Raw genomic sequence first — 24,174 nt, 5'->3', positions numbered from 1 at the left:
TTATGAGTCAAACATAATCAATTCAGTCAATTTTCAGTTGGCTTCTCTAAAATTTTACAATTTTGCATGCTAAACAAAAACATAAAAAACATAAAATATATAATGCCTTTGTTTGTGCTCAATATGCACTCTGTAAACGAAACGGATATAAAAATAAAAAGGAATAACAGGGGTAAAATAGTTTTGTCGTTTAATGCTTTTTTAATTAAAATAATTATCGCTAAAACAAAAGTCAAAAGCCCAATTATTCCTGTAGATAAAAGCATTTCCACCCATTGATTATGTGGCCCGTAACCAATATAACCTGTATCGCCTAATTCTTTATTACCACTATAAATACCTTTGGCTCTATACTTTTCATTGATTAAATCTTGAAAATCGCCAATACCAACGCCTTGTATCCATGCTTTTTTCTCGTTCAGTATTTCAATACAATTTTTCCATATGACCAAACGTAGGGTTAGACCGGTAAAAGGTGTATCGTAGCGGAATTGTTGCATATTTACTACTTGCATATTGGCATTCACTTCCAACATAAACCTGTTTCTTACTGGCTTAATAAAAAAGCCCGCTAGTAGCACCAACAGTATACAAGCCAGTACCCCTTTTTTTCTGTATTGATTAACGGATTGTTGCATAATAATAGCAACCGTTCCCATCAACAAAACAAAGAGTAAATTTTTAGAGCTCAACAATAAAACACCTGTTACCAAAAAGGTGCAAGCTGCATATACTACGTATTTGTATTTGCCTGGTATATGGTTAAAATAAACCAGCAGTACAAACAAGCTAAAAACACAATAAATGGAAAAGTAAATAGCATTAAGTTGAATAGCTTGTGATAAATTGTGGTAAAAAAAAACGCTGCTATTTTTGGTATGGTAAAAACTAATAAGTGCAAAGCTTACACAATAAAGCAAAGCTATATTACAAACTACCACAAAACTTAAGCATATACGTTTAACAGATTCTACAGGCCAATTTTGTACTAATAGAAAAGGAAACAAAACAAAGGCTAACCTTCTTTCCAACACGGCCAATCCTTCGGTTAAATTAGTGCTGGTTAAAGCTGAAATTATTTGCAGAACAAAAAAACCTAAAACAATAACAGCAAACTTGTTTGCCCGTAACTGTTTAAGTCTGGTAAGCAAATGGCCTTTATAAAAAGTATGGGACAATGCCAGTATAATAATAATACTACTGAATTTAATGGGCAAAAAAACACTTACAGAAATGGCTGTTATAAAAAGCTCATCCAGTTTGTTTTTAATATTGCTTAGCCCAATTTTCATTTACCGGCATTTATTATTAATTGCTCATAGGCATCTATAATATTGTTCCAGGTATAAAACTCCTGTATTTTCTTTAAATTATTATTGATGGCTTTATCAATGTATTCCACACTTTTATCTGACTGAATAATAGCCGCTATTTCTCTTTCATCGTTAAAATACATGGCATCCTCTTCCAATACCGATTTATTAAACTCGTTGTTATGGGCACAGATAAAAACCTGCGATGCCATGGCTTCTAACAACGAAGGATTGGTACCACCAACTGTATGCCCATGAAAATACATTTTGGCATAATAGCGTAAGTTGTTTAATACATTAATATTGTATATAGCTCCCGTAAATATAATACGTGGCGACTTATACTGATGCATTAAATAAGTTGCATACTTAGAATGTGTAGCGCCAATAATTACCAACGATTCTGTTGCTTCGCTTAATAAATAACCTTTAATAATGGTTTCAATATTATTCTCCGGTTCAAACCTGGCTATAACTATAAAATATGATTTAGGATTTAAGTTAAACGAAATAAGGCTATTAAAATCTGTCGATACAAAAGCATTAGCTCCATAAGGTATATAGGTAGATTTTACTTTATACTTTTTTGTTAAATAGTTTTGAATCCCTATGGAATCAGCCACTAACAAATTGCTTGTTTTTACAGCGAGCCATTCCGCTAATTTTAAAAATAGTTTTACGAGTTTTATATACTTGGCACGCTTCCACTCCAAGCCATCCATATTGGTTATAACAAGTGGTTTTGAAGGTAATGCAAACCACCATATAGAACTACTGGTATAACCTAATTGAATAATGGCATCATAATTCCTTTTCCTTGCATCCAGTATACAATTAAGGTCGTAAACAAATTGGCCAAAAGTTCCCATTTTTCCTTCAGGGTCATCACAGGTAATAATATTTACGCCTTTAAACTGTTTGTCTGTATAGGGGTGCAATGACGAGTTGTATACAAAAACCTCATGGTTACGTTTAACCAATGCAACAGAAAGATATTCTGCCAATTGCTCAAACCCACCGTAATTATTGGGTATGCCTCTCGTACCTAATATTGCAATCCTCATTAATTTTTAGCCGTAGAACTTCCAAATAACTTGTTTTTAACTTTTACAGCCGGGTCATAAATGCGTGCTAAAAATTTCTTGAATGGTTCATCATCTTTTGGATGCCAATCAGTAGTACGAGGTTTTTCAATATGTACTTTGTGAACCGTATAAGCGTATGATGCAATAGAGGTACGGTAAACACCTGAAGGAAAATGAGTCAAGTCGTAACCATGTAAAGTATACTTACGTGTTTGTTGAATAACCATTCGGTTAAAAGGTACATCAATTGCTTTTTTTTCACCTGTACGTAAATCCTCTATCTTTAAATGGCCTCCGTATTCTTGTTTCCAATCCTTATTTAAATATAATAACAGGTTTAAATTCCTGAACCAGTTTTTATGCAATGGGTGGTAATTAAAATCAACATGCATATCTAAAAAACTATTTTGTTTTCCCTGGTGAATGCCTCCACCATGCATGGCCTCATCTACAAAAACATCTTCATTGGTTATAAAACGTAAAAAGCTACCAAATTGCTCTGAAGTTAAATCATCATGTAATTCTTGGAACAGAGGTGATATATCTTTAATTTTAGATTTCTCAAATTTGTTGGCCGCAAATACATAATCCCGGCTTTTTGTTTGTATATCGGGTATTTGACTATATAGTTCTTCTATTTTATCCTTTTCACAAAACTCATCAATACATAAATGCGGAAAGGGTTTGGCCAATAAATACTCCAAGCGTAATGCTGCTTTATCATTTTCTATTCTTTCAAAATCAATCATTTTCTATTACTCTTTTATAGGCTTTCAATGTTTGCTCAGCAGCTTTTTCCCAAGTATATGCTGTACAAACTTTTTCTTGTAATTGTTTACTAACCGGGTTATTGAGTGCAGCATTTACTGCAGCAGCAATTGACTCCGGTTTATCAGGCTCACAATAATAAGCTAAATCTCCAAAATATTCTCGCACATCCCCTTTATCGGCCACCACAATATTGCAGCCCATAGCAGCCGCTTCTAAACTGGAAAGTCCCGTGGTTTCAAACCAGCTTGGCAATACATGCACCTTTGCCTTTTTATAATATTTAAGTAATTCGGACTGAGAAACAAAAGGTAAAAAAGTAACATTATTACCTGCAATCAACCTGCATTGGTTTACGTATCCTTTCTGGTTGGTTGATTCTTTGCCTATTAATAACAACTGAATATTGGTATTGGATAATGCCTTAATTAAATTCAACTGATTTTTTCTGCCTTCCAAACGTGCTACACACAAAACCAGGTTTTCTCTTTCTGTGTTATTATCCGCAACAAAAATGCTTTTATCAATGGCATTGGGTATTACCTCAAATGGGTATTCACTACCAAAATCACGTGCCAGTCTTTTATACTCGCTTAACGAATTAGGCAACAAACACTTTGCATGCTTTAAAATGTATTGAATAGAATTTTTATGCCCTTTTACAAAGAAATAAGGCGTGCTTACCTTTTCCCCTTTCAATATATATTTAGCCAGCGTTTTTAAATATTCAATACTAGCCGTGGGTATCCATTTAGCCAACAAGCCCACTAAGCCTTGCCTGTGGTTTTTATCATACTCGCTGTAATCAACGTATATGGTTGAAACCACATACGGTTTATTGCTTTTTAAAACATGACCCAGTATATCTTCCGGATCTATTATATTAAAAAAATGTATTAACCGGTACGCTGCGTAATCAATTACATCAGTGCTTAATTTTATATCAATTGTTACGCCCAAAAGTCTCAGGTATTTCGCTGTAGCATCTACTTGAATTGTGTCTCCACCAATATTTATATATAAGTCATGCCTTGCTAAAAACAGCACCTTCATTTTAGTCCGTATATTACAAAATGCAATATAAATTGAACTTTTAGTATTGCAAACATTTGAAATAATATGACAATTTGCTTTTTGAATAATACCCCTATAATTGCAAATTGTTGCGTTTTATAAAAGACGCTCTAAGCCTAATGTTAAACAACCCCGATAAACCAACTATAAGCATTGTAACACCTTGTTTTAACGAGAGCGACTCTATATTATCATTTCTTGAACAATTAACATTAAAGCTTGGCGCACTGCCTTTTCTTTTCAATATAGTGGTTGTTGATGATTGCTCGTACGATAATACCATTGACAAGCTAAAACAATATGAAACAGTAACTTCCAATATAAACTTTCATGTTATTACTTTAAAATACAATGCCGGACACCAGCAAGCTATATTTCAAGGCTTGTTGTATTTAAAAAACCTGAGTCAATCACATACCATTATAATGGACTCTGATGGAGAAGACGACCCCAACGCTATTGAATTATTGGTAAACAAGCTTGATTACGAAATAACGGAAGTAAAAAGAGGCAAGCGTAATGAAGGCTTACGGTTTAACATTCTTTATTTTTTTTATAAGAAACTATTCAAAATTATTACAGGCAAGCAAATGGACTTTGGTAACTTTTGTATGATAAAATACAATATAGTTGAACGCATACAGCTAACCTCATTTATACATTTACCTGCTTACTTGCTTAAACAAAAAGCGCACAGAACAAACGTGCTGTATGATAGAAATAAAAGAATAATGGGCCAGTCGAAAATGGGTTATAAAAATTTATTGCTGCATGCTTTCAAATCGTTTATAGAGTTTGGTGACGATTTGCTGCTTTGGTTTTTGCGCATATTTTCATTGGTATTTATACTACTTGTACTTACCTCTGCTAATTTAATTTACCAAAAGTTTATTTCGCAAACAGCTATTCTTGGCTGGTTTAGTACATTATCGCTCGGGCTAATCAATCTTGCCATACTTTGTTTAGGGTTTTTTATTATGGGTATATTATTGTTAAATCTTATTCATAACCGTAGTAAAGACCTGCAAAGCATTTATACTGTTATAAAGAAACCACTATAACTATGAACAAAACAGAAAAAATTATTCTTTCCATTATATTATTTGCAGCTTTTATACTGCGTTTTTATCACCTTACTTTTCAAAGCCTGTGGTTAGATGAACTACACACCATGATAGAAGCGGACCCTCGTTTAAGATTAAGCGAACTATTCAACTATTTAAAATGTTGTGACCAGCACCCACCTTTGTTTTTCTTTTTAGAAAAATTCCTGTTCAGCATTTTCGGCCACTCTGAATGGACAGCACGGGCATTAACTGCAACTGCCGGAACAGTGAGTGTTTGGGCTATGTTTTTAGTTGGCAAAGAACTATACAATACCCAACTGGGCATTATTGCCGCATTGTTAACCACTGTAAATTATTACAACATACAATACTCACAAGAAGCAAGAGGATACATTTTGGCCTTTTTATTTGCCACCTTTTCATTGCTTTATTTTATTCAGTTACTAAAACGAGCTGAAACTAAAACCATTATCAAGTACATCGTGTTTACCTTATTGTTAATGTACACACATTATTACGGCCTTTTTGTATTTGTTGCCCAGGGAACAATAGCGCTTGTTTATTGGTTAACTATAGCAGATAATAAAACAAAATTCTTTAAACACTATGCTCTTGCAACCGTAGGTATTTGTATTGGTTATGCAGCCTGGATACCCAACTTATTAACGATGTCAAACATAAAATCATTTTGGATTACTCCTATTCCAAACAGTTTTGCTATCGACTATTTTTACGAATACTTTGGCAACAGCGATCTATTAAAGCCCTTTTTACTTTTATTCTTAGTTGCCTATTTTATAAAGCTGTTTATTGAAAAGGAGAACATTAAAAACGCCCCTGTAATACTTAGCTTTTTAATTTGTTCCATCTGGATATTTGTTATCTATTTAATCCCCTACCTACGCTCCATTTTTGTAGTACCTATGTTGTTTCCACGTTATACCATTGTTATATTACCTGCTATTATCATTATGCTATCGTTTGGTATAAACCTTATCCCAAATCAATTTGTACGTAACACTTTACTTACATTATTCATACTCATTTCATTGGTTGACATTGTATTTGTAAAAAAATTCTATACCGCAGTTAATAAAACACAGTTTAGAGAATTGACCGGACACATAGCAGAAAGCAGCAACAGGAACCTACCAATTATAAATCCGCAAACGGCCTGGCATTTTCAATACTATGCCAAAAAATTTGATGTATACAAAAACCTGATGAGTGAAAATACGGACCCAATCATTGATTCTATTGCTCAGTTAAAAAATGGTTCCGGATTTTGGTTAGCAGGTGCACACAACACACCTAAACTTTCCGAAGAAAAACTCAAAATGATTTCAGCCAATTATGTTCTAACTGAAAATATTGATTTTTACAATGCATGGCTTCAATTGTATTTACCGGTTAACGCTGTGCTAACAGGTTATACGCCTTTAGCGTTTCATGAGTCGCTTTATTTTACAGTAAACAATGAAAAGGTGGTGGCTTTATGGGGCGACAAACTAAATGCTAATACAACTGCGCTTACTAAAGGAAAATATAATTTAAAAATTATATCGAGGGGAACAAAAGCCGCTAATGAATATCCTAAGGTTAATGTTTTATTGAATAACAAAAAAATTGGTGAATACATAGCCAGTGAGACAACACAACAAACTGATATTACTTTTGATAATACCGAAAATGCAGTCACCATACTATTTGAAATAACAAACGACTTTACCGACCCTGTTACTAAAGAAGACAGGAATTTATTTATAACCAAAGCTCTTATTTCAAAGGCTCAATAGTTTTATCCTTATTCGTATCAAACTGTTTAAAGGCACTTGAAAAAACTATAGCCCAAATAACGTACTCAACTATATTGGTAATATAGCTGCCTGTAAACTGGTAAACAAATACAAATACAAACAAAGCTGTCCGGTAATGGTTGCTTAATACTTTGGTTTTAATAAATAGCATAAAGATAAGAGCAAAGCGAAACAACAAGCCAAATATGCCGAATATAGCCATGGTTTCAGCTACGGCATTTGGTATGCGTACCACTTCTAACTCGCCCCAATAGCTAAAATATTTTTTTACTATATCGTATGCCAGCACTTTAATCTGTCCAAGGCCTGAACCAAACCACATGCTTCTTTCATTGGCTATCATCCATGCCATCATAAAAGAATCGCTGGTACGTCCTTTGGTAGAAGTATCTACACCCATGATAATATTATTGATACGTACCATTAGTGCGTTGGCAGGAAAAAAAAGCACCATAATAAGGCCGATACAAAACAATAAACTTAAGCCAATGAAAAGCACATTGAAATACCGCTTTTTATAAAAAATCTTTTTCCAGTTTAGTATATACAATACTAAAAAGCTGATAGCCATAGAGCCCAATACACCAAGCGACAACGACAACAGCAAAGGAATACCTGTGAACAATAAAATATAGCCAGCCGGTTGTTTATTCAATCCAAAAAACAATTTCAGTAAATAAAACATAGCAATGGGTGTAAACAACAAAGCATAGTATGAAGCTTCAAAAGTTAATAAGGATAAGCGATAAAAACCATCGACTGATTTTGTAAACTTATTACGGTACCATAACAAATCTTTAAAAGGCGTAAAATAAAGTACACATGCTATTATAACAAAAACAAGATTAACCAGTAACAACCTTTTATAAATATCCTCTATATCCTTATAGTGATTTACAAAATAGTTAAAGCAGGCTACAAAAATATAAGTACTTAAAAACAACATATTGGATAGCAAAAATGATTTCCATTCTATACCATTTACAATATGTATTATATCAAAAGGAATCAATACACATAAAACAGGCACCAAAACAGGTTCTCTTTTTTTAAGTACCAGCCATATGTATAAAAAAGGTGTTAGCAAATTGGTGTACAACAAACCACCTGCAAGACCAACACTATTAAAGAAAAAATAGAGGTGAGCCCATAACTGGTATTTATTTACTCTAATCTTAGGCATTTCCTTTAGGCATAAAATTTTTAATAATATACTTTACCTTGTTATAGTAAATCCATTTAAACAGCATAACAATGCCAGCTAACAACACCATATTTAACCAAACACTAGTTGACAAGACCAGAAACACAATAGCCAGTGCAGGCAATAAAGGGTAAAGTGATTCCCTGATATTAAACTCCTTCAAAATTAATTTGTTGAACAAAAAATACTGAAACGGTATGTTTATAATGGTTACAATAATTAAAGACCAAAGCAATCCATCCATACCATAATAACGATAAGAAAAATACATGGCCAATACATGTGTAACTCTTAAAACCATTTCAAACAACGAGTTTATTTTTACAAACCTGCTGCCATTAATAAAGTAGTACGGAACTATTATAAGAATTATAACCGCAACAAAAGCAAGGTACAGTTTAATGTAATGATACGATGCCATAAATACTGCTTCGCCCAACCACCATTTAAAAATAACATCACCAAACAGTAGCAAAAAAACAATAACACTCCAACCTAAGCCAGCAATTAAAAAACGCGATACAAAATATATTTGCGAAGAACCTTTCTTTAAAGCATTATTAGCCGAAACCTTAGGAAAAATAAACGACCCGAAAGTAAGCAACACATTATGTATCTGGCTGCCCACCAAAGCTGCTATGGAATAATAACCAACCGTTTTTAGATCAGACAACTGACCAATAATTATTCGGTCGCTTAAAAAACCAAATAAAGCAATAACCGATTGTAACCAATACCAGCCATTATTTTGTAATACTTCGTGATAATCAGTAATAGCAAAACGGGGTATTAAACTACTAATGGGAGTATACTTTAATACTACTGTAGCCTGTACTATTAAGTTAATAATATTAAGAAGCAATGTTACTTTTACTATCATCAAAATATCGAAACCGCCATACACCACTACTACCGCTGAACCTAATACCGATAAACGCGATAACATAGAAAGCCTGGCAGCAATATCAAAGCGTTGCAAGCCTTTAAAAACCGATAAGAAAACCTGCTCAATAAATTTTAAACCGGCAGAACAAGAAAACAAAACAAGGGTTAGCATGGCCTTGGACATATCAACCTGATTTATATTAAACCAACCCTGGTGTGCTATAATTTTTGACGTGCAAAAACCCAATAGCAAACAACAAAATAACAATACAATAGCCAACGATAAATTACGATTGAAGCTTTTGTTTAATTGCTCATAAACATGCGTGGCATGGTGTTTTGAGACTTCTTTAATAGTACTATCGCCCAAACCAAAATTCAAGGCATTCATTACCTGTACTACCACATTAATCAACATCCACAAGCCATATTGTTCAGCCCCTAAATGATTGATAAAAAAAGGTGTTGCCACAATCATAAACAAAGGATACAAAATCACATCAGCAGTTGTCCATGCTGAGTTTTTAAAAAACTGCGATTTGAATATGTTTACCAAAAATGATTTCAAGCGCTCGAATATAAAGGAATAATAAATACTTCATTTACCTGATATAATTATGTAAACATGTTTTTCAAATTATTACATAAACATTCCTGAAAATTATTTTTTTATAATACTTTCGCTCCTCCTATAACAAAAACACAATATGAGTAAACGAGAACTAAATGATGATGAATTTGATATTGAATACCTTGCATACAAATTACTCGTTGTTTTAAAAAAAGGACTAAACTGGTTTTTATATCCTTTCAAACTTGTATTCCTAAAACCCAAACGACTTGCTTTGGTAATTGGGCTATTGTTTGCCGTATCCCTTATTATTCGCTTTGCAACACCTGCTGTTTACAAATCAAATTTTATACTTAAACCGGCAAACCAAGGCGATTTAAACTTTGCCAGTATTTTAAACGATATAAAGGTTTTGGTAAAAAATGATGATTATGAAGAGGCGGCAGAAATACTTCACTTGAGCCCTGACGTTTGTGAGAAAATTTATAAAATAGATTTTGAATTGATAAAATCAGATAAGATATATAAATATACCGATAGCGTTAATTCAGTTGTGATAGACATTTACACTTCGGACAGAAATTTGTTTGACACCATTCAACAGTCCATTCATGCCTACCTAGAAACAAGCGACTACTATGCTAAAAGCAGAAAATTAAGAGCGGAAAACATTCTAGAAATGGAAACCAAACTGAATAAGGATATGGGCGATATAGACAGTTTAAAGAAAGCATTGACCTCCAATGCAGTTCCACGTAATGCAGGAGGTTTTGTTTATGGTGAGCCTATCAACCCAATGAATGTATATGAAAAAGCAATTGTAATTTATAAAGAACTGCTTTCGCTAAAATACCAAACCAATTATATAGCCAGTTTTGAGCTGGTAAAAAAATGTATTAAAACCAAGAAACGTTATTGGCCTAGGTTATCCATATTGTTACCTGCTTCAGTCATACTAGGTTCTTTCTTTTGTTTGTTTTACAACCTCTATGAAGTAATAAACCGAAGGAAAAAACAAATGCCCGATGATGCTATTGACCAACCTTAAACAAAAAAGCCAATGAAAATATTTCATTGCCTTTTTTTATATCAATATTATAATTCTAAATGATTATTGAACGGCTGTTAGTTCAGATGCACTGGTTAAAAACTTTCTTTCCTTTAGCAAATAACCATTTCCTTTTACTAAAATATTTACTTTAATGTTTTCAATACAAATAGGCGAACTTTCCCCTACATCAGTAATATTGGTATGTTTAATATCACGTCCATCAACTATAACAACAGCACCACTCCCAATTACTTCTAAAAAGTTTCCTTCACTCACTATTACTCCCGTATCTTCACCTAAACCAATGCCGGTGCATTGCGGGTTACTGGCTACTGCCTGAGCCAAACGGTTAAACCTGCCACGCTTATCAAAATGCGAATCAATAATTACATTAGCCATAAAAGCCAAACCTGTAGTAATTTTTACCTCCCCTTTTAAATGAGCCAATTCACTTTTACCACTATAAATCATGGTATTGCTCATAGCCATAGCCCCTGCACTTGTTCCTGCAATTACAAACGTTGATTCATTCCAGTATCTTTCATGTAATATCTGGTATATTTCAGTACCACCAAATATGCTGGTTAAACGCAATTGGTCACCACCAGAAAACATAATTCCATCACAATCTCTTACACGTTGAATATATTCCGCATTCTGAACGTCTTCGCGGTTTTTAATATTCATTACACCGGCATGCGTACAACCAATTTTACCAAAAGCATCAATATAATTTTGACCTACTTCTTTTGGTATTGAAGATGCAGTGGTAATTACCTCTATTTTCTTATCAGAACCACCAAGTTCTTCAACAAAACGTTTTAAAATGCCTAGTTCAAAAAAATTTAAACTTTTATTGGAGTGAGCATAACCATTTTCTGGCTCAGTTCCTTTATCCTCGGCACCTCCAATTGATATTAATTTTCCTTTAGGTGTATTCAATTTTTTATAATTAAATGAAAAAAATGCAGACTTCCCCCGCCCCTTTATAATTTTATGCCTCTAACTCCCCTCGTCATCTTCTTCGCCTTCCCACTCTTGTTCCGGACTGGTCCACTCTTCACCTTCCATCATTTTACGGTATTCAACCAATTCTTCCTTATTGTATTTATTAGTATGGTCTACCAATAAATCCATCAAGTAACTTAAATTAGCTTTACTATCATCCTCTGTATAATCAAAGGTATAATCACCATTTTCTTCTATATTCTCATAAGCCAATCTAATCATACGTACGTAGCCAGGTTGGTTTAAATTATCAATAAAATGCTGGCGCAACTCTTTAAGTTGTGCTACTAATTTCTCTGCTTCAAATCCCTCTTTCGCCAAAGTTTGTTTTATGGCATCAATCAATTGCTTCATTGCTTGTGTATTATAAATTTAATGAGCGCGAAAATACGTTTTTGTTTCAAAAGTTATAAAAATTTAAACCACAAAGTTTAATAAAGGCTTAAATAGCTTTTTTTTTAATTGTTATATATTGCCCCAAATTATTTATGAAAAGCTTTTATACCATTCTGCTGCTAACTATATCAAACACCTTTATGACCTTTGCATGGTATGGCCATTTACAATTTAACAAAATAGAATGGCTTAAAAACACGGGCATGTTTGGCGTTATATTAATAAGTTGGTTCATTGCCTTAGCTGAATATGCCTTTATGGTTCCTGCCAACAAATTAGGTTTTGAAAAAAACGGGGGCCCTTTCAGCATGTTTGAGCTTAAAACAATTCAGGAAGCCATTTCTTTAACCGTGTTTGTTATTATAAACTATTTTGTTTTTAAACAAGATAAATTAGCCTGGAATCACTTATTAGGCTTTGCACTCATTGTACTTGCCGTATTTGTAGTATTTAAAAAATGGTAATAGTTGGAGATTAAAAAAAAATGGAATTGAAAAATAAAATAGCCGTAGTAACAGGTATTAGCAAAGGCATTGGTAAAGCAGTATGTCTGCAATTATTAGAAAATGGGGCCACGGTATTTGGGCTTGGCAGAAATAACAATATTGAACATCCAAATTATCAATTCATCCATTGCAATGTCCGCCAATTCAATGAGGTAGAAAAAGCCTTTTACCAAATTTATAGCAAAACCAATAACTGCATTGATATCCTTATAAATAATGCCGGTTTAGGCTATTTTGGTCTGGCCGAAGAAATGCCCATTGAACAGTATATTGAAATGCAGGAAACCAATGTAAATGGTGTTTTTTACTGTTGCCGAATGGCCTTGCCCAATATGAAAGAAAAACAATTCGGTCACATCATCAATATAGCCTCTACAGCAGCCTTAGAAGGAATGCCCCAAGTGGCAGCTTATTGTGCTACCAAATGGGCCGTTAAAGGGTTTAGCGAATCATTGTTCAGAGAAGTACGTGACCACCAGATTAAAGTAACCTGCATTTATCCCGGTTCCGTAAAAACCGATTTTTTTCGCAACAGCCCCAACATACAACCCCATGATTATATGTTAATGCCGGAAGATGTGGCAGCTAATATTATTTATGCATTACAAATGCCTCCCAATTTCCATACAGTCAATTTAGAAATAAGACCCCTTCAACCAAAAGGGCCTAAAAAATAATTATTGCGCTAATATTCAGCAATAACAACCCTTAGCGGCAATCTGTATAAAATGTGCAACAAAAAATTGCATTTAAATGGAGTTATTTTTTTTGTATAGCTTATTTTTACGCCAAAAATTATACCATATATAATGTCAACTTTACGTTTTAATGCTTTAAACACTGCGCTTAGCAGAAATCCCGTTTTAACAAAATCACCCTCAGATAAAGTTTCTGATTTTTACAACAGCAATGTATTTAACGACAGTGCGATGAAAAATTTCTTAAGCAAAGAAGCTTATGAAGCCGTTTCAAGAGCAGTAAAAACAGGTGAAAAAATTGACCGTAACATTGCCGATGCAGTAGCTTCAGGAATGAAAAACTGGGCTATGAGCCGTGGGGTAACACATTATACACATTGGTTTCAACCATTAACAGGTGCCACTGCCGAAAAACACGATGCTTTTTTTGAACCAACCGAAGACGGTCGTTCAATGGAAAAGTTTTCTGGAGGAGCATTGGTACAACAAGAACCTGATGCAAGTAGTTTTCCAAACGGAGGTATCAGAAATACCTTTGAAGCACGTGGATATACCGCTTGGGACCCTTCGTCACCAGCCTTTATTATGGAAGAAAGCAATGGTAAAACATTATGTATTCCTACCATTTTTGTTTCGTACACAGGCGAAGCCTTAGATTTTAAAGCCCCATTATTAAAAGCCTTACATGCTGTCGAAAATGCAGTAGTAAATGTTTGTGCCAGTTACTTCGATAAAAATGTAAACAAAGCATCAGCCAGTTTAGGTATTGAGCAAGAGTACTTTTTAATTGATGAAGCCATGTTTTATGCACGCCCTGACTTAATGTTAACAGGCCGCACTTTACTTGGACATGCTCCGGAAAAAGGACAACAGTTAGAAGATCATTATTTTGGTTCTATTCCGCCAAGAGTTCACGCCTTTATGGTTGACTTTGAAACAGAATCATACAAATTAGGTATTCCATTAAAAACACGCCATAACGAAGTTGCACCTGGTCAGTTTGAATGTGCACCCAATTTTGAAGAAGCCAATTTAGCCGTTGACCATAATCAATTGTTAATGGATTTAATGGAAAAAGTAAGCTTACGTCACGGCTTAAAAGTATTGTTACATGAAAAACCTTTTGATGGTGTAAACGGAAGTGGAAAACACAACAACTGGAGTTTAGTAACCAATACAGGAGTTAACTTATTAGCTCCCACCAAAAACCCGGAAACAAACTTACAGTTCCTTACTTTTTTTGTGAATGTAATTAAAGCAGTAAGTGATAATGCGGATTTATTACGTGCCTCAATAGCTACTGCCAGTAACGACCACAGATTAGGAGCCAACGAAGCTCCACCAGCTATTATGAGTATTTTTATTGGTAGCCAAATGACCAACGTATTGGATTCTATTTTAAACGATAAATCAAATACCAAAGTTTCTACCAAATCAAAACAAGCTATTAATGTTATAAAAATACCTGATATTTTATTAGACAATACAGATAGAAACAGAACATCGCCTTTTGCATTTACCGGAAACAAATTTGAATTCCGTGCAGTTGGTTCAAGTGCCAATTGTGCCAATTCAATGATTGTGTTAAACACCGTAATGGCAGACCAATTGAACAAATTTAAAGTGGATGTTGATACACTTATTAAAAAAGGTAAAAATAAGGAAGAAGCCATTCTTACTACTTTAAAAGCATACTATAAAGCGGCTAAAAACATTTTGTTTGAAGGCAACGGTTATAGCGATGAATGGGTTAAAGAAGCTGCAAAAAGAGGCTTATCAAATATAAAAACCACACCTGAAGCATTGAATGCTTATATCTCAAAACAATCAAGCGAGCTGTTTACTAAAAACAATATTTTTAGCAAAATAGAATTAGAAGCCCGTTATGAAATAATGCAAGAGTTATATGTAAAAAAAATAGATATTGAAGCAAAAATAATATCGCAATTAGCCACCTCGCATGTAATACCGGCAGCTGTTGAATACCAAAGTAAATTGGCTTTAAATGTTACTGCTTTAAAATCGGCTGGCTTAGCAAAAGCAAGTTACGAAACACAGTTAAAAACTATTGAAACTATTTCAAAACATATAAAAAATATTAACGATAACGTAACTAAAATTTTAGCTGAAACAGAAAAAGCACACCATGCTGCAAATACACACAAAGCAGCTGTTGCTTTCTGCCATAAGGTAAAACCTTTGTTTGATAATGTACGTGAAGCAAGTGACTCACTTGAGTTTATGGTTGACGATACATTGTGGCAATTACCTAAGTACCGCGAAATGTTATTTATTAAATAAACATAAAATATTTTTAATACTTAAAGCAGCCATGTAATTATCTATTACATGGCTGTTTTATTTAAATACACAGGTTATTAGCTTGTTAAAAATATGCAAATGTTAAAAAAAATATTGTTTTACACATTAAAATGCATAAAATTGCGTTTATCCTAATCAAATAGTAAAGTATTTAAAAATGAAACAAAATTACATAGTAAAACTTACAGGATTTGTATTAATATTTTCTGCTCTTTTATTAGCATGTAAAGGAGGCGGAGGTGGAGATATAGCCGCAGCGCGTAAAAAATTTAAAATGCTTGAATATGCAGCAGCTGCTGATATCTATAAAAAAGTGTATGGTACTACTAAAAACAAGGATATAAAAAAAGAGGCTGCCTTTTATGCAGCTGAATGTTACCGCCTTTCAAACAACTGGACAGCTGCTGAAAGTTGGTATACAAAAGCCACACAACAAGACCCTACAAATGCCGAAGCTAAATACAGGCAAATACAAGCTTTAAAATACTCAGAAAAATACGTTGAATCCATTACCGAAGCCAATAAATACAAAAAATCTGTTGGCAGCGACCCTAAAGTTGACTTGGAAGATTGTGGAAGTACCAGTGCTCAAAAATGGAAAAATGAGAAAACCCGTTATGTTATAGAAAACGTTGCCCGCTTAAATACAAAGTGGAGCGACTTTGCTCCTATGTTCTTCAAAAAAGACCAGTTATTCTTTTCAAGTGATAGATTAGAAGTGGGGGTAAGTGGTAAAGATAAATATGGTTGGTTTAATAATGGCTATTGTGATGTTTACAGCACTACTTTAAAATACAACAAAAAGAAAAAAGAACAAGTTGATAATTACAGCAACCCTGTTTTAGTTGATAAGAAAAATGTAAACGGAAAATGGAATGACGGAACCGTTTGTTTTGATGCTAAGTTTACTACCATGTACTTTACAAAATGTAACTATGGCGAAAAGAACGATGGCAAAGGAGCAAGCTGCCGCATATACGAAACAAAGTTATCAGGCACAGAATGGAGCGTTCCAGTCGCACTTCCATTTAGTACAGATTCTTTTGATTGCGGACAACCTTATTTAAATAAAGAAGGTACTATTCTTTATTTCTCAAGTAATATGCCTGGTAGTATAGCTAAAGCAACAAGTAGCGCTGAAAACCCGGAAGGCCTTATTTTAAGTAAAGACATTTGGATGGTAAGTTTTAGCAAAAGGGGTAATACTTGGGGCGATCCGGTAAACTTAGGTACTACCATTAATACTGATGGTGATGAAGGATTTCCTTACCAACACGAAGATGGAACATTATACTATGCTTCCAATGGAAAATGCGGCATGGGTGGATTTGATTTATACTATACCAAAGGCGAAGGAACTGATTGGAGTGATCCTATCAATATGAAATATCCTATTAACTCGGGAGCCGATGATTTTGGTATTGTTATTTCAAAAGATAAAGAAAGTGGCTTTTTCTCTTCAAATAGATTAAACGGAAAAGGTGGAGATGATATTTACAGGTTTACAAAAACGCCTCTGGTGTTTACTTTGAGCGGTGTGGTAAGAAATGCTAAAACAAGAGCCATTATACCTAATGCAGTTATTACTTTTACAAACAGTACGGATACCGGTAAATTGGTTATTACTACTGACCAATTAGGTTCATATAAAATTCCTTTAAAAGCAGGAACTGATTATGAATTTTTTGGTTCAAAACCGCTTCACTACGATAGTAAGTTTTATGAAAAAACAACCAAAGGCTTAGAAGTTTCAACTGATTTGGTACAAGACTTAGAGTTAAACCCAATAGATTTAGAAACATTTACAGTACGAGGAATTCTTTATGGTTTGGACAGTGCTAATATCCGCCCTCGTTCAGCAGAGATATTGGATTCACTTATATTGGTAATGAATAAATACCCGATGTTGCGTTTTGAGTTAGGTTCTCATACTGACTGTCGTGCAGATTCATTGTACAATATCAAATTATCGCAAAGACGTGCTGACTCTTGTGTTGGTTACTTAATTAGCCATGGTGTTGATTCTGCCCGATTGGTATCAAGAGGTTATGGTGAAAATGAGTTAGAATTAAAAGAATGTGCTTGTGAAGGACCTAATGAAAGAATAGAAGGACAAAGATGTAGTGAAGAAAGACATCAGCAAAATAGAAGAACAACAGTTCGAGTAATTGATATAAACTATGTGCCACCGGTTAAAGTTAAACCGGTAGATCCAAAAGATACGAATAAACCGGGACAAAGAGTTCGCCCAGGAACAGCGCCAACTACTCCTCCTCGAAGATAAAAGTTGGTTACATAAAAAAACCGATAACAATTGTTATCGGTTTTTTTATGTCCTTAAATTTCGTTCTCGTTAATTAAGTATATGAAGATAATTGTTAAAATTGTGAGGCAATGCTATTCGCTATTACTTTCATTTCATCAACGGGTAAATTCAATTTCTTATTGGCAAAATTCATTTCCTCCATATTGTTAAATGGTATTAAATGAATATGGGCATGAGGTACTTCTAAACCTACTACACAAACACCTACCCTATTGCAATCAATTACTTTTTTAATAGCCAAAGCTACTTGCTTGGCAAATAATTGTAATTCCATATACAAGGTATCATCCAAATCAAATATATAATCAACCTCTGTTTTTGGTATTACCAATACATGCCCTTTTGTTAACGGATTAATATCTAAAAAGGCCAGACAATTATTGGTTTCAGCTACTTTATAACAAGGAATTTCGCCTTGTATAATTTTTGAAAAAATACTGGTACCCATATTTTATTAAGTTAAAGAAATACTTAATATCTCTAATTTTATGGTGCCTGCAGGTGCCATAATCTCTACAATATCGCCTAGTTTTTTACCTACTAATCCAGCTCCTATTGGCGATTTTACAGATATTTTGCCAATTTTAAAATCAGCTTCGTTTTCAGAAACAATAGTATAGTTAAACTCTTTCTTCACGTTATGATTTAACACCTTTACATGGCTTAGCAACATTACTTTACTTGTATCTAGCTTTGTTTCATCTATTATTCTGCTAATAGCTAATAACGACTCCACTTGTGATATTTTGGTTTCTAAATGGCCTTGGTCTTCTTTAGCCGCATGGTATTCTGCATTCTCACTCAAATCTCCTTTATCGCGCGCATCAGCAATTTGTTTTGAAATAAAAGGGCGTTGTACAAATTTTAAGTCGTGTAATTCCTTTTGTAGTCTTTCAAAACCTTCTTTTGATAAATAATTAATGGGGGCAGCTTGATGCGAGATACTTTTTTTATTTGCCATTCTATTTCTGTATTAAATTAAAACAAAAAGAAACGTTCGGTATGATTAACCGAACGTTTCCTTTCAATGTCTTACAAATATATAAAATTAGTTATTATTACCTAAAGCTAACTTAAACCCAATTGTGTGAATTCCATTAAATATTACTGTTGGCTGGTAAGCATAATCAATTGATAAAGCCGTACCACCATCGCTTATTGGTAAAGCAAATCCGGCACCAAAACTTAAACCATATTGAGGTGTTTTATATTCACTATCGCTAAAGTTCCCATCCTGATGCGCATAACCTGTTCTTAACATAAATGTGTTTTTCATAGCATACTCTATACCTACTGCAGTAATGTTTGATGAAAATGCATTGTAGTTAAAATTACCTGAAAGTGTTAATCTGTGGTCATAGGTTTCTTCACCTTTGTCTAATCTAAAATCGTACCCAACACCTATGTTAGCTAAAGCCGGCATATTAAATGGTTGAGAACCAAACAATGTTTTTCTGGTAGCTCCGGTACTTACTACCGAAGTGTTAGTAGCTAAACCATTACCCTGATATGAAAAATCAGGACCTAAATTTCTTACAGCAATACCAAATCTAAAATCTTGTTTCTTAATTTTTTTAGCCGGATTTAAAGATGTTTGATACTGAACTCCTGCATCTAATGTAACGCCACTTGCATTTACACTTGATATACCTTCGCTCACGTATCTAATCATTAAACCTCCGGTTATAGAGTTTGAAAACGTTTTTGAATATGCTAAACCTACATTTAAAATTTGGGTAGTATAGGTACCCAAAGTCATATTAGGACTTTCTGTAGTAGTAATAGGAATGTTACCAATATCCCAATAGGTAACTGCTAAACCTAAAACACCACCACTACCATTTTCACCTAAAGCTTGTGCAATACCTAAGTTGTTTAAATAAATATCGGTACCAACCAAGTAACGGGTTTGCGATGCCTGAATTTCCATTTTCTTTACATAAGCCAAACCACCAATATTCAGGTAATATGACTCTAAACCTCTGGCTGATGCCGTGTTTGCTCCGGCTAAACCTACGCCTCTTGCATAAGGGTTTACTAACAACTGAGTGGCTCCGGCTCCCCCTGCTCTATCAGGATTACCAGCATGTACACTTGCCATTATTCCCAGACAAGCAATTAAACTTTGTAAAATATACTTCTTCATATGAGTAAATTTTTTATATTTTTTAAATGTAACCAAGCTAAGTTTTTAACTTGGTTACATGGTACTTTTATTATTAACTAAAACGAATCAAAATCAGCCGGGCGCATTACACCAAACCACTTAATAATTCTTTCTCCTAAACCGTCTGCTTGTATATGAATTAAATATACACCACTTGAAATAGGAACGTTTGCATCATTGCGTAAATCCCACTCAATATAAGTTTTAGCATTATCGTCTTTTCTAATTCTTCTTACTAGGAATCCGCTTTGTGTGTAAATTGAAACAACGCATTTTGTAGGAACATTGATAATTTTAACTTTATTATCTAATGCATTTCCCGGATCCTCATAACCACTATAAGCATAGTAAGGATTTGGTGATACGTTTACCATATCCATTGCTTTTTTACCTGCATCAGCATTAAATGTTAATGGAGCAATGCTTTGTGTTGAGAACTCATACATAGGTTGGCCACCGTGTTGTAAAGGAGTATCTACATTGGCAGTGTATTTTGCATAAGGGCGTTTTACACGTAACTTAACAGTAGTTTCGTTTGGAACAATACCATCAGCCATGCTGTATAAAAAGCCTGTGCTTCTTAACATTGGAATAGTAACCCACATAAATTGTGATAAGAAATAACGTTTTTGTAAAGTAGCCGGCTCATCTGATGGGTTTGCTACCGCTAATAATTGTCTGTAATTAGCACACTCATCGTAACGAGGACCTTTGTAAAGTAGTGTTTGTCCGTTTGTACCAGCTCTTAATTCTTTAGCTGCCATAATATAAAGGTGGTGTTTACCTCCAAAAGCAGGAATGTTACCATTTGAATTACGGTCAAATAAATTTTTTGTTGGATTCCAAACCATATCTGCTCCGTTTTCACCCGGAAGTGATGAGTCTTCACCAAATATAATATTCAATCTTTCGCCTGTTTCTACGTTAATAGCATAGCCAGGGAACCAGCTCATACCGTAACTGCCTGTTTCCGGATTACCATTTTTATCTACTGATGCAGATGCTCTGATATTTCCTTTTGAAACATTACCGATATTTAAGTCTTTGTTTTCACCCATTTCTAATACAATACAACGGGTCCATTTTGATTTATCTGATGTAAACACTACATCAACACTTTGTAAATCTACTAATCTGTTATCATCAGAAACCTGATTGGTGTTTGGAGTTAAACTAATACCAGGACCATATGATTTAGGGTTAGTTGCTTTTGCCGCTAAACCGAAAGGAGCCCAAGTTGCGCCTAAAATATTTCCATACTGTTTACGTGGATCAACTGCTAATTTGTTTGTACCAATTGCTCTATAGAAATCGTGGTCAGTAGTATTTGTAAATTCCGGTGTTCCTGTATTACCTGATCTAATCCAGTTAAAGGCAGGTAAAGCAATTTCTCCATCAGCAACTCCGTCTAACCATCTTTCTGAAGGATTAGAGAAAGTAATTGATGCATCAATATATCCATTACTTACATCTTCGGTATTATCAGGATCACCAGGAGCAAAAGCTTGGTTAATTGAAACTGATAAACCTATTTCTGCAAATATTTGCTCATTACCACTTTTCAAGTTACGGGTTCCAACATATGTTTGGCTAGTTGTAGTATTTTTCAATATCCAATAAGTTGAATCTCTATTTAAAGAATCGGTAATACGTGCATTAGTTTTTGAAGAATCAGTAATATATAATATAAAGTTAGCCAAAGGCACTTTAAATGGATTAATTACTTTAATACTTACCGGACCTGCACCTTCTAAATATTTTGGTTTGCTTGCATAATATGGAGATGCTAATGCTTCTTCTATTGTTGCTTTTGTTAAGTTTAAGAAATTACCTCCATTTCCTATTCCTTCAATACGTGTAATTTGTGGTCCTGTAGTAAACCCTGAATTAATTTGAGTTCCTTGTGAATGACCGTATGATAAGTGAGGAGTGGCAGTAATAATAATAGGTTTTGAACCTGATAAATACTGAATATTTTCTTTTACACAGTTGGTTACTGCTGCGTAAGGAACAATTAGGTAATGGTAGTTTTTGTAATTAACCAAAGTTTGATCTGACTCTACTGAAAATGCATCTCTGGTTATTTGGAATGAATGACGAAGACCTTTATCTTCTCCGTTAACCATTATTTTTTTAACACTTCCTAAATCAGCATCATTTACTGTGTTTACTATAAAACCGTTACCATCTAATATATCGCATTGGGCAACTAATCTTATTTGCTCACGGTCGCTAAAATCACTAGGTGTTGATGGTACTTTTAATTGATAAATTTGATACCCCTGGAATTTATACTCTGTAGAGTCTGTACACAAACCAGCTACTTTTGCTTTAAATGTTTCTGGTTTTTCAGTATTAACTAAATTAATAATTAACTCGCTGTTTAATTCGGTAATTTGTACTGCATTGTCTTCAAATTCAGGTCCACGAAGGATTTTGAAATTGTTTTTAAATAAAATCAATGCTTTATCACTTGCTTCTTTTAATAAGTTAAATGAACCTGTTGCTCCACCTGTAGTTGCTTTTGCCCAAACTACACCAATAGTAACCTTATTAATAGCACCCTGTATTAATTTAAAAGGACCTGCTGTTTGTAAAAAACGTCTGTCAGCCGGTGTATTACCTGCAATTCTTTCTGTCCATGCAGCTCTTTTAGCCGGGTCGGTTGTACCCGGGAACATATAACTTGCAGTATCTGAACCTCCACGGCCATTTCCACCATAAGTAATGTTTTGTCCATCTTTCCAACGTCCATTCAAATAATTCCAAAAATGAGCCGGGTTAAATGGATTTCCTTGTACTGAACTATTGTTATCGTAGTAAACAAATTTTGTTAAACCAATTTCTTTTCCGTTTTCATTTAAAGGACCTTGAAAGAAATTAACCCCAACACTCGGTGGATTTAATCCATAACCTAAAATACCTTCATCGTTATCATCACCATTATAACAAATACCTAAGTTTCTATTTACATCACATTCTACAAAGTCATCTGAGTAATTTCCTAAATCCGGATCAACCCACTGACCAAATATACAGCTATCAATAGTTTCTGTACCTCTGTTTATAATAGTGGTACGGTAGAATGTCATGTTATTTACTTCGTCATTGGTAGCAAAACCAAATGCTTGTAATCTAAACTCTAAGTTTAATGGTAAACCTTGTGTTTCTGTATGTATATTTCCTTTATCGTTATAAACAACAAACATCATTTGGTCAGGAATTGCAGCAGTGCTTGCCTCGTCTTGATTAAATGTTGGGTACTCGCTTTGTCCTGGTTCATAAACCCCATTGCCATTTGCATCAAAAAATGGTGCTAAAAATTTAGCTTCTCCAGAACCACCATTACCAGGCCACTCACTAATATTTATATTGATAGCAGCTGGATCTACTCCATCACCTAAAGCTATGTGATTAATAATTTCAGAACGTGTTACTTTATAAATTTTATCAGATTGTTTACATCTATCAGCAGTAATACTTGCTGAACCATCTATTTGAAGTGGACCAGGAAAAAAATCGTTTCCTGATTGACGATAAGTTTGTGCTGCTAAACGTAAATTACCTTGTGTAATACCACCAATCCATAATGCTCCAGAAAACAATGAATGCTTAGCTACCTGACCGGTTTGTACTTTAGGTATTTCGTAACGGGCATTACTTAAGTTCCACCACATATCACCCCCGGTAAGTATAGTTGTTCTTACGTTGTTTATGTCCAACTCTTTTTGAGCTGTAGCAGCTGTACAACCTGCGCCCATTTTGCTTAACGCATTGGCTTTACGGTCTGTATTTGCGTTTGCTGCTTTACCCATACCAATGTTTTCACGAGCTTGGGTATTACCTAGTACGGTTAAAACAGCAACCGTAACAAGTGTGCTTTTGATATATTTTAAATTTAACATAAAATTATTTT

General features: G+C 34.2%; 19 protein-coding genes. 7 read left to right on the top strand and 12 right to left on the bottom strand.

The genetic code is table 11. The features are described from left to right. Positions 1-26: 26 nt before the first annotated feature. From V4538_03985 to V4538_03970, 4 genes are read right to left on the bottom strand one after another with little or no spacing between them, the layout of a single operon-like run. Positions 27-1,292: an O-antigen ligase family protein gene (locus tag V4538_03985; GenBank protein ID MES2380176.1), complete on the bottom strand. Its 1,266-nt coding sequence runs from the start codon at positions 1,290-1,292 to the stop codon at positions 27-29. After that, positions 1,289-2,377: a DUF1972 domain-containing protein gene (locus V4538_03980; GenBank protein ID MES2380175.1), complete on the bottom strand. Its 1,089-nt coding sequence runs from the start codon at positions 2,375-2,377 to the stop codon at positions 1,289-1,291. The genes V4538_03985 and V4538_03980 overlap by 4 nt, the downstream gene beginning before the upstream one ends. Further along, complete coding sequence (locus V4538_03975) at positions 2,377-3,147, bottom strand: 2OG-Fe(II) oxygenase (protein ID MES2380174.1); 771 nt, start codon at positions 3,145-3,147, stop codon at positions 2,377-2,379. The genes V4538_03980 and V4538_03975 overlap by 1 nt, the downstream gene beginning before the upstream one ends. Continuing rightward, positions 3,140-4,219, bottom strand: a complete 1,080-nt coding sequence (locus tag V4538_03970) for a glycosyltransferase family 4 protein (GenBank protein ID MES2380173.1) — start codon at positions 4,217-4,219, stop codon at positions 3,140-3,142. The genes V4538_03975 and V4538_03970 overlap by 8 nt, the downstream gene beginning before the upstream one ends. Positions 4,220-4,359: 140 nt before the next feature. Here V4538_03970 and V4538_03965 point away from each other — a divergent pair, with 140 nt between their 5' ends. Together V4538_03965 and V4538_03960 are read left to right on the top strand one after the other, a co-directional pair. After that, entirely contained in the window at positions 4,360-5,301 is a 942-nt protein-coding gene (locus V4538_03965; GenBank protein MES2380172.1) for a glycosyltransferase, read from the top strand. A gap of 2 nt (positions 5,302-5,303) precedes the next feature. Continuing rightward, entirely contained in the window at positions 5,304-7,103 is a 1,800-nt protein-coding gene (locus V4538_03960) for a glycosyltransferase family 39 protein (GenBank protein ID MES2380171.1), read from the top strand. Here V4538_03960 and V4538_03955 read toward each other — a convergent pair. Both V4538_03955 and V4538_03950 read right to left on the bottom strand, forming a co-directional pair. Further along, the gene (locus tag V4538_03955; protein ID MES2380170.1) at positions 7,084-8,307 is read right to left on the bottom strand and encodes an O-antigen ligase family protein; all 1,224 of its coding nucleotides are present in this window, start codon (positions 8,305-8,307) and stop codon (positions 7,084-7,086) included. The genes V4538_03960 and V4538_03955 overlap by 20 nt on opposite strands. Further along, entirely contained in the window at positions 8,300-9,781 is a 1,482-nt protein-coding gene (locus tag V4538_03950) for an oligosaccharide flippase family protein (protein ID MES2380169.1), read from the bottom strand. The genes V4538_03955 and V4538_03950 overlap by 8 nt, the downstream gene beginning before the upstream one ends. A 139-nt stretch (positions 9,782-9,920) precedes the next feature. Here V4538_03950 and V4538_03945 point away from each other — a divergent pair, with 139 nt between their 5' ends. Further along, on the top strand, positions 9,921-10,832 hold the full coding sequence (locus tag V4538_03945) for a hypothetical protein (protein ID MES2380168.1): 912 nt from the start codon (positions 9,921-9,923) through the stop codon (positions 10,830-10,832). Between the two features lie 63 nt (positions 10,833-10,895). Here V4538_03945 and V4538_03940 read toward each other — a convergent pair whose 3' ends face one another. Then, positions 10,896-11,777 (bottom strand): cyanophycinase, encoded by an 882-nt coding sequence (locus V4538_03940; GenBank protein ID MES2380167.1) that lies wholly within the window; start codon positions 11,775-11,777, stop codon positions 10,896-10,898. 60 nt (positions 11,778-11,837) lie between these two features. Then, positions 11,838-12,197, bottom strand: a complete 360-nt coding sequence (locus V4538_03935) for a hypothetical protein (GenBank protein MES2380166.1) — start codon at positions 12,195-12,197, stop codon at positions 11,838-11,840. A 134-nt stretch (positions 12,198-12,331) separates the two neighbouring features. Here V4538_03935 and V4538_03930 point away from each other — a divergent pair, with 134 nt between their 5' ends. From V4538_03930 to V4538_03915, 4 genes are all read left to right on the top strand, one after another. After that, complete coding sequence (locus tag V4538_03930; GenBank protein MES2380165.1) at positions 12,332-12,703, top strand: DMT family protein; 372 nt, start codon at positions 12,332-12,334, stop codon at positions 12,701-12,703. 20 nt (positions 12,704-12,723) lie between these two features. After that, positions 12,724-13,422 carry an SDR family NAD(P)-dependent oxidoreductase gene (locus tag V4538_03925; GenBank protein ID MES2380164.1) on the top strand — a complete coding sequence of 233 codons (699 nt, stop codon included), beginning with the start codon at positions 12,724-12,726 and terminating at the stop codon, positions 13,420-13,422. A gap of 132 nt (positions 13,423-13,554) precedes the next feature. After that, positions 13,555-15,744 (top strand): glutamine synthetase III, encoded by a 2,190-nt coding sequence (locus V4538_03920; protein ID MES2380163.1) that lies wholly within the window; start codon positions 13,555-13,557, stop codon positions 15,742-15,744. Positions 15,745-15,922: 178 nt separating this feature from the next. After that, complete coding sequence (locus V4538_03915; GenBank protein MES2380162.1) at positions 15,923-18,049, top strand: OmpA family protein; 2,127 nt, start codon at positions 15,923-15,925, stop codon at positions 18,047-18,049. Positions 18,050-18,143: 94 nt separating this feature from the next. Here the strand turns inward: V4538_03915 and V4538_03910 are convergent, their stop codons facing one another. The 4 genes from V4538_03910 to V4538_03895 form a co-directional block, all read right to left on the bottom strand. Then, positions 18,144-18,539 carry an HIT family protein gene (locus tag V4538_03910; protein MES2380161.1) on the bottom strand — a complete coding sequence of 132 codons (396 nt, stop codon included), beginning with the start codon at positions 18,537-18,539 and terminating at the stop codon, positions 18,144-18,146. A 6-nt stretch (positions 18,540-18,545) separates the two neighbouring features. After that, positions 18,546-19,052 carry a transcription elongation factor GreA gene (gene greA / locus V4538_03905; GenBank protein ID MES2380160.1) on the bottom strand — a complete coding sequence of 169 codons (507 nt, stop codon included), beginning with the start codon at positions 19,050-19,052 and terminating at the stop codon, positions 18,546-18,548. Between the two features lie 87 nt (positions 19,053-19,139). Further along, the gene (locus tag V4538_03900; GenBank protein MES2380159.1) at positions 19,140-20,237 is read right to left on the bottom strand and encodes a PorV/PorQ family protein; all 1,098 of its coding nucleotides are present in this window, start codon (positions 20,235-20,237) and stop codon (positions 19,140-19,142) included. Positions 20,238-20,314: 77 nt separating this feature from the next. Further along, positions 20,315-24,163 (bottom strand): hypothetical protein, encoded by a 3,849-nt coding sequence (locus tag V4538_03895; protein ID MES2380158.1) that lies wholly within the window; start codon positions 24,161-24,163, stop codon positions 20,315-20,317. Positions 24,164-24,174 lie beyond the last annotated feature (11 nt).

The sequence above is a fragment of the Bacteroidota bacterium genome, assembly GCA_040388375.1.
GTDB lineage: Bacteria > Bacteroidota > Bacteroidia > UKL13-3 > UKL13-3 > JAAFJM01.
This window is presented reverse-complemented; position numbering and strand designations above follow the sequence as displayed.